At 37.7% G+C, this 6,020-nt stretch carries 8 protein-coding genes; 5 read left to right on the top strand and 3 right to left on the bottom strand.

The window, feature by feature from the left end; genetic code table 11:
* Window positions 1-204 precede the first annotated feature (204 nt).
* The gene (parM, locus tag ArsFIN_RS24400; protein WP_026823133.1) at window positions 205-1,188 is read left to right on the top strand and encodes a plasmid segregation protein ParM domain-containing protein; all 984 of its coding nucleotides are present in this window, start codon (window positions 205-207) and stop codon (window positions 1,186-1,188) included.
* 13 nt (window positions 1,189-1,201) lie between these two features.
* Window positions 1,202-1,810 carry a plasmid partitioning/stability family protein gene (locus tag ArsFIN_RS24395; RefSeq protein WP_051297047.1) on the top strand — a complete coding sequence of 203 codons (609 nt, stop codon included), beginning with the start codon at window positions 1,202-1,204 and terminating at the stop codon, window positions 1,808-1,810.
* A 120-nt stretch (window positions 1,811-1,930) separates the two neighbouring features.
* Here the strand turns inward: ArsFIN_RS24395 and ArsFIN_RS24390 are convergent, their stop codons facing one another.
* Together ArsFIN_RS24390 and relB are read right to left on the bottom strand one after the other, a co-directional pair.
* On the bottom strand, window positions 1,931-2,197 hold the full coding sequence (locus ArsFIN_RS24390; protein WP_026823134.1) for a type II toxin-antitoxin system RelE family toxin: 267 nt from the start codon (window positions 2,195-2,197) through the stop codon (window positions 1,931-1,933).
* Window positions 2,181-2,405 (bottom strand): type II toxin-antitoxin system RelB family antitoxin, encoded by a 225-nt coding sequence (gene relB / locus ArsFIN_RS24385; protein ID WP_026823135.1) that lies wholly within the window; start codon window positions 2,403-2,405, stop codon window positions 2,181-2,183. The genes ArsFIN_RS24390 and relB overlap by 17 nt, the downstream gene beginning before the upstream one ends.
* A 346-nt stretch (window positions 2,406-2,751) precedes the next feature.
* Between relB and ArsFIN_RS24380 the strand changes: the two genes are divergently transcribed.
* The 3 genes from ArsFIN_RS24380 (at window position 2,752) to ArsFIN_RS24370 (ending at window position 4,900) form a co-directional block, all read left to right on the top strand.
* Window positions 2,752-2,934: a hypothetical protein gene (locus tag ArsFIN_RS24380; RefSeq protein ID WP_026823136.1), complete on the top strand. Its 183-nt coding sequence runs from the start codon at window positions 2,752-2,754 to the stop codon at window positions 2,932-2,934.
* The gene (locus tag ArsFIN_RS24375) at window positions 2,931-3,206 is read left to right on the top strand and encodes a helix-turn-helix transcriptional regulator (protein ID WP_026823137.1); all 276 of its coding nucleotides are present in this window, start codon (window positions 2,931-2,933) and stop codon (window positions 3,204-3,206) included. Before ArsFIN_RS24380 ends, ArsFIN_RS24375 begins: the two co-directional genes overlap by 4 nt.
* Window positions 3,207-3,616: 410 nt before the next feature.
* A complete protein-coding gene (locus ArsFIN_RS24370) occupies window positions 3,617-4,900 on the top strand; it encodes a colicin-like pore-forming protein (protein ID WP_051297045.1) in 1,284 nt (427 codons plus the stop codon).
* Between the two features lie 29 nt (window positions 4,901-4,929).
* On the opposite strand, the gene ArsFIN_RS24365 is transcribed toward ArsFIN_RS24370, so the two are convergent.
* Complete coding sequence (locus tag ArsFIN_RS24365; protein ID WP_167876782.1) at window positions 4,930-5,241, bottom strand: colicin E1 family microcin immunity protein; 312 nt, start codon at window positions 5,239-5,241, stop codon at window positions 4,930-4,932.
* Window positions 5,242-6,020: the final 779 nt, after the last annotated feature.

Below are 6,020 nucleotides of genomic sequence, written 5' to 3'. Positions count from 1 at the left end.
AAACTCACATAAATAGACCGTTTAATCTGACAAATCTACGCATAGGTATCTTTTTGAGAATTAAAATCAACCTAAAAATACAAAAAAATACTCACAATAATTAGTTATGTAATATTTTGGGATTTTTGTTTGATAAATTTGTACATTATGGTATATTTTGGGTGATAATGACACCACAACACATACCTATGCAAGGAATGAAAAATGAAAACAATTTTTTGTGATGATGGCTCTACAGCGATCAAGTTGGCTTGGTTCGATGATGAAGGAAAGATAGAGTCAATCATCACCTATAACTCGTTTAAGAAATCCTGGAACGTATCTTTGAATGGTAAAGCTACCTACAACTACACTGTTGACGGTGAACAATATAGTTATGATCCTTACTCACCTGACGCTATCAAAACAACCAATATAGATTTTCAGTACTCAACAGAAAATCTCCTTGCGATTCACCACGCCTTATTAGAGTCGAAGATCCAGCCACAAGAAATCGAATTGATAGTGACACTGCCTATCTCAGAGTTCTACACAAGCGATATGAAACCCAATCTGGATAACATCGCTAAAAAGAAAAAAAACCTATTACGAAAAATCGAGTCTGATTCAGGGATGGTTTTTACTCTCAAGAAAATCAACGTTGTACCAGAGTCTTTACCGTCAGCAGCCAACAGCCTTGAGCAAGATAATGTCCATGAAATGGAGGTTTCGCTAGTCGTTGACTTGGGCGGTACAACGCTTGACTGTGGTACGATTGCAGGAAAATACGCACATATCTCTCATGTTTCAGGCGATTCAACGATTGGGGTATCACTCGTCACCAATGCCGTCTACAACGCACTGGATAGAGCATCGACAACAACCAGTTACCTTGTGGCAGACCAGTTAGTCAAAAAAAACGATGATGAGGAATTGTACAAAACATTAATCAATGACAAGTCCAAAATTGATGATGTAAAAAACAGTTTCAATGACGCTGTAAAGTTACTTTCAGATAGAGTAATTAGCCACATCAAGCATGAATACAAAAAGAGTTTTAACCGCATTTATCTGACAGGTGGTGGCGCATCACTCATCTATCCAGCCGTCAAATCAGCCTATCCCAACCAGATTATTACTATTATGGAAGACTCGCAAACTGCCCTTGTAACGTCAATTGCGTCGATGAGAGCAGTAAAAAAACAGTGAGAGGATGTTCCCTATGACCGATGACAGCAGAAAAAAAATCCTCCTCTACGTCTATCCTGATGAGGCAAGCCAACGGACGGCACTAGAAAAAATTGAGTCACTACCTGTTCGGCAACGACCTGATTTTCAACGTGATTGCTTAATAGCAGGAGTTTGTCTCGCAAAAGTCGATCCACGCCTACCGAGACTGTTAGCTACCGCGATAACGCAGGATATAGGATTTGCTACCGTCCAAAATGTTTTAAACGTGATACGTCCAATTGAGAACACGCTATCCGATCAAGTAGTCGCGGTAGCGTGGCAAAAAAGAGAAAGGAACACGTTGTCGCCAAACAACGAATGGCTGGATTGGTTTCCGATAAGTGAAAGCCAATACAACGCCAGCATAGCTGAACCGTCAGACAATGCAGAAGTAAGGGTGCTGTGGGCGCGACAAGAGGGCGAAAAGCACATCATTGAGGGTTCCGTTAAGCACTATGAAGTCATTCCAAAAACTCAACATGCAGAGCAGCGAGAAGCCACGATTACGGCAGCGGATAAGTCCAGTGGCGACAATAGCGATAGCAATGCTAGGAATGAAGCTGTAAGCAATGCTCACGATATATTTATGACGGATAATTAAGGCTTGCGCGGTAGATTCAGGTTTTTGACATGTGATAATATTCTCCTGTGATTTAGGCCAATTAACGGTATGGCTCTAAATATTCATGACGTCTGCCAAGATACACATGTTATTTAGAGTCTACTCATATACTTCTCTACGGTGGCCTATAATTGCAGCTAAAATAATTAACTCTTCGTCAAGAATTTCACAAATCACCCTATAATCACCGATTCTGTATCGCCAAAACTCACCTAAGTCACCCTTAAGAGATTTTCCAAATATTCTAGGATCATCACTACTTGCTATGCGCTTATCGAGATAATCAACAATTCTTTTTGCATTCTGCCTATCCATTTTTTTTAGAGATTTCAGTGCAGAATCAGCGTATTTAATCTTCCAGACCAAGAGATTTCCTCACATCCTCTGAACTATGAACCGTATCTTGGCCTTTTCGCACACGAGCAACAACACTCGCAGCAAGGTAGTAATCTTCCAAATCCTCCAAATGCGTAAGAATTGCTTCACGGGCATAAAATGTCTTCGTGCGTCCTGTTCTTTTTGCTAAATTATCTAACCTATTTTCAATTTCATCCGGTAGACGTATCGCCAACATATTTTCCTACCTCACAAATGATATACATGTATATCTAATCATACGCCTGTAGCAAAAAATGTCTACCCTTACTTGCACATACCGCATTCTAAGAGGTATAGTGATATTGTTGTCCCTAATGGGCAATCAGGGTTTGACATCCCTAATGTAAGAGCGGACTACCGCTTATTGCGGTTTTTTTATGTTCGTCAAAACTATAATTACACCCGCATTATGGTGGGGCGTAGCGAGGGAGCTTAATCGTTCGCCGGTTTCTCTTACATCGGTATGTCAACCTTGTTACGTCTCACCACCCCGTTTGACATCGGTTTGGTGAGGTTTGATAACCGTAAGAGAGGCCACAATTATGGCTACCACCCAAACTCGCTCTAAATTTACAAATACCTACTGGATTATTCCCCTAGATTCAGACGCTCCCTACGGCAAAGTGTCGCTCACGCGCCAAGATCGCCGCATCTTCAAAAGCATGTTCAAAGATAGCCGCCTGATATGGGCTGGGCGTAAGCCTGTGCAGGAGGTGGCAGTATGAGAACCTTCGACTTAAATCAAATAGAACAATTCAGCAATGTATTTCCTGAACTGACCACTAAAGAGCAGCTTGAAACAGCAATGTTATTCTCTCTTGGACTATCAAAAAAAGAGATAGCATCAGCGAGGAATGTTGCGTATAGAACTGTGGAGCATTCACTTGAAGATATTAAAACAAGATATGATCTTTATTCGCTAAACGATATGCTTTCAATATTTCAAGTTCGCTTATCATTTCTTGCTTTATCTGGCTGTTTTGTGAAAAAGCAATAAATTTACTCCCATTTATCAATGGTAAAAATAATGACCAGTGCTGTTATGCTGGTCTTTTTGCTTTAACTCGCTGATCAATCAACTACGGGGATTTTCCCCCATGCATGAATTTTCTAAATATTTAATACTTAATCATTCAAGACATCATAATGCAAATTTAAAATTATAAAATTTCCTCCCACCTCCTACTAACACCAGGGAAATGTTAAACCAGCTATTACCATCTCCTAGCTGGTTTTTTCTTGCCTACAGTAAAAAATTAGCATACGTGATAAACAAAAAAATAAAACAATATTTATCAACTAATTATTTGATTTATTTTATTTTATTTTTTTAACACCCCCTTGACAAGAACAATTAAAAAACCAAAATACTGTATATAAACACAGTTATTTTAAGTGAGGCTAGATATGAATCCTATTAGAAAATACGAAGAAACCGACAAAGTTGAACGGGATGTTATGCAGAGTTTGGGCTACGAATGGAAAAATCGAGGATGGCAAAGAGGAAGCCAAATCAATCAAGATACTATATTAACTCAAGCATGGGTTGGACCTGTTCCTAACAATTTTAAACCACCTAAAAATCCAGAAAGACCGCATATATGGGATACCCCTATTTCAGAAATTAACAAATCTACGACAAATATATTTGATGATGATGACCCTCCCGCACCTTTGACTGAAAGTTACAAAAACGAAGAACGAAAAAAGAAGGATGATATCGTAAAATATCATAAGGAATTAGAACAAGATATTAATTACAAGCTTCAGACAGCCACCCAAATAAAACAATCGTTACAGACAGAATATAACAAAAAAGTAGCATCTCTATCTCCTGCAGAAAAAGCAGAGCATGAGTTAAACATAGCAAAAACAGCATTAGAGCAAACTAAAGCTCAAATAGCCTTAGATATGGCAAAAGTAAAGAGAATCGAGGCGGAATACAGTAGACTGGCAGAAGAAGCCATGATTCTTTCATATGAAAAACCAACTTCATCAAACAGACGAGAATGGAAAAAAGCATGGGACACAGCTCATAAAAAACTAGAGGAGGCAAATCCTATAAAAAACAAGATTGAAAATGACAAAAAAAATCTACCAAAACTAGAAAAAGATATTCAAAATAAAAAACAGAATTTAGACAATGAAAAACAAAATGAAATAAAAGATGCTGTCAAATTTACGGCTGACTTCTATAAAGAAGTTACAAGTAAATATGGTGAACAATCCGCAAAAATAGCAAAAGAATTAGCGGAAGCTGCCAAAGGTAAACAAATTCGTAATGCAGAGCAAGCGCTTAAATCATTTGATAAATACAAAGAATCTCTTAATAAAAAGTTTGGCGTTAAAGACCGAGAAGCAATAGCTAAAGCATTGGAATCCTTAAAGCGAGATGAAATAGCTAAAAACCTAAAAAAATTCAGTAAAGCATTTGGATTAACAAGTTCATTTATTGACTTCCATGATCTGCTTCAAGAACTAAAAAAATCTATAGAAACAAATAATTGGCAGCCATTTTTTATCAAAACAGAAAGTTTAGTTGCAGGAAAAGCAGCAGTAGCAATAACCGCATTCTCTTTTAGTATTATACTAGGATCACCAATAGGCGCTTTAGGTTATGCTCTTATTATTGCTGTAGTTGGAGCTTTAATAAATGATGAGTTAATAGAAAAAGCCAACAAATTATTATAATAATATAAAAATATAAACCACTGTTAATATCAGTGGTTATTTTTTATAATCAAAAACAAAAAATATCCACCACCTAATGGAATGGAAAAAACATAACAAAATAAATAATAAATAGCCTGCATACTCCCACCAACTGGATTAGTAAAAAAATCATGTTCCCAAAATTTTCTAGAGGTGTATTTTAATGCTATGTTTTCAATTGCCATCTTTGCAAACGGATATAAAAAAGCATTAACAAAAGCCAAGAATAAAAAACCATAATTATTATGATTATCAAAGACTAAAATAAATGAACCTGCCAACCCCCAAAATACATTTCTGATATAATAATTTTTATTCATATTAACAACCTTCAAAATAGAATAATCACCAAAACATGACATGGATCGCTCCGCTCACGCATCGGCGCGCAAAAGCTCCTGTACACCTCTGTAAGCGATTTTCTCGTCTTCCATGCCCTGACGGGCATCTAAAACCGAGAAAGTGCCGTTACAGGCTTTTCAGGGGCTTTAAAATCGAAAAAGAAGACGTTGCTGTAACTTCCACCGCTCGGCGCAGTCTTTGGCTGAGGCGTACCGCAGGAGCGAAGCGACGAGGAACGAACAGCCAAAGCGAGGAAGCGGAAGATCATCAAATGCTGATTGAAGCACGTTCACACTGATGCCTGAGACTGACACGGAGAGTCTTATCAGGAAAGAGCAAAATTAGGGATCTGATGGGTTTGCCAGATGTGAAGTTATCCACAGGCTCAAGGGGGTGAAACTCGGTTAAAAGACTAGTTATGTATAAGTTAAAAGAGTTAAAGGGATTTTTCTGGCTGTAGGTATATGAAATAAAATAAGTTTTTCGACTTGTTGGTTTTTGAAGTGCGATAGTTGGTTTTTGAAGTGCGATAGTTTGGTTTTTGAAGTGCGAGTGTCAAGCAGGGTTATACACAAAAATTCTCCGATAGTTTTGAATCGAATCTATCAAATTATTGACTTTGGTTTTTAAAGTACTATATTTTGTTTTTGAAGTGCGATGTTTTTTTTATCAAACATTGGTTTTTGAAGTGCGAAAGCGGTTTTTGAAGTGCGAAACAAGCGAACCGTCAAAGTGATGCAACACTATGACGGCTCTT

This window comes from Arsenophonus nasoniae (assembly GCF_004768525.1).
GTDB lineage: Bacteria > Pseudomonadota > Gammaproteobacteria > Enterobacterales > Enterobacteriaceae > Arsenophonus > Arsenophonus nasoniae.
Note: the sequence above shows the minus strand (reverse complement) of the source record. Positions and strands in the feature narration are given on the sequence as shown.

Coding starts and splice junctions, on each gene's coding strand:
- parM (WP_026823133.1), top strand. CDS start 205: ATGAAAACAATTTTTTGTGATGATGGCTCTACAGCGATCAAGTTGGCT.
- ArsFIN_RS24395 (WP_051297047.1), top strand. CDS start 1,202: ATGACCGATGACAGCAGAAAAAAAATCCTCCTCTACGTCTATCCTGAT.
- relB (WP_026823135.1), bottom strand. CDS start 2,405: ATGTTGGCGATACGTCTACCGGATGAAATTGAAAATAGGTTAGATAAT.
- ArsFIN_RS24380 (WP_026823136.1), top strand. CDS start 2,752: ATGGCTACCACCCAAACTCGCTCTAAATTTACAAATACCTACTGGATT.
- ArsFIN_RS24375 (WP_026823137.1), top strand. CDS start 2,931: ATGAGAACCTTCGACTTAAATCAAATAGAACAATTCAGCAATGTATTT.
- ArsFIN_RS24370 (WP_051297045.1), top strand. CDS start 3,617: ATGAATCCTATTAGAAAATACGAAGAAACCGACAAAGTTGAACGGGAT.
- ArsFIN_RS24365 (WP_167876782.1), bottom strand. CDS start 5,241: ATGAATAAAAATTATTATATCAGAAATGTATTTTGGGGGTTGGCAGGT.